Origin of the sequence: Kitasatospora sp. MBT66 (assembly GCF_000710405.2) — a bacterium.
Lineage (GTDB): Bacteria > Actinomycetota > Actinomycetes > Streptomycetales > Streptomycetaceae > Kitasatospora > Kitasatospora purpeofusca.
The window spans coordinates 71,123-71,424 of sequence record NZ_JAIY01000018.1; the positions used below are offsets into that span (position 1 = coordinate 71,123).

At 75.8% G+C, this 302-nt stretch carries 1 pseudogene; it reads right to left on the reverse strand.

The window, feature by feature from the left end:
* Nucleotides 1-302 (reverse strand): annotated as a pseudogene (locus BI06_RS54360) (cation acetate symporter); the annotation flags it as partial.

The following is a 302-nucleotide window of genomic DNA, read 5'->3' on the forward strand; positions in this document are numbered from 1 at the left end:
CAGCCCGCCGTACACCGACCAGACCGCGCCGCGCGGCGTGAACCGCCGCCAGAACAGGCTGTAGAGCAGCACCGGCAGGTTGGCGGAAGCGGCCACGGCGAAGGCCAGGCCGACCAGGAAGGCGACGTTCAGCTGCTGCGCGAAGAGGCTCAGCACGATCGCCACCGCGCCGATCCCGACCGCCGCGATCCGGGCGACCAGCACCTCCTGGCGCTCGGTGGTCACCGGCGCCCCGTCCTCGGTCCGCTCCGCCGTCGCCGTTCCGGTCGCCGCGTCCGCACCGCCGCGCGCCCGCCGGGAGG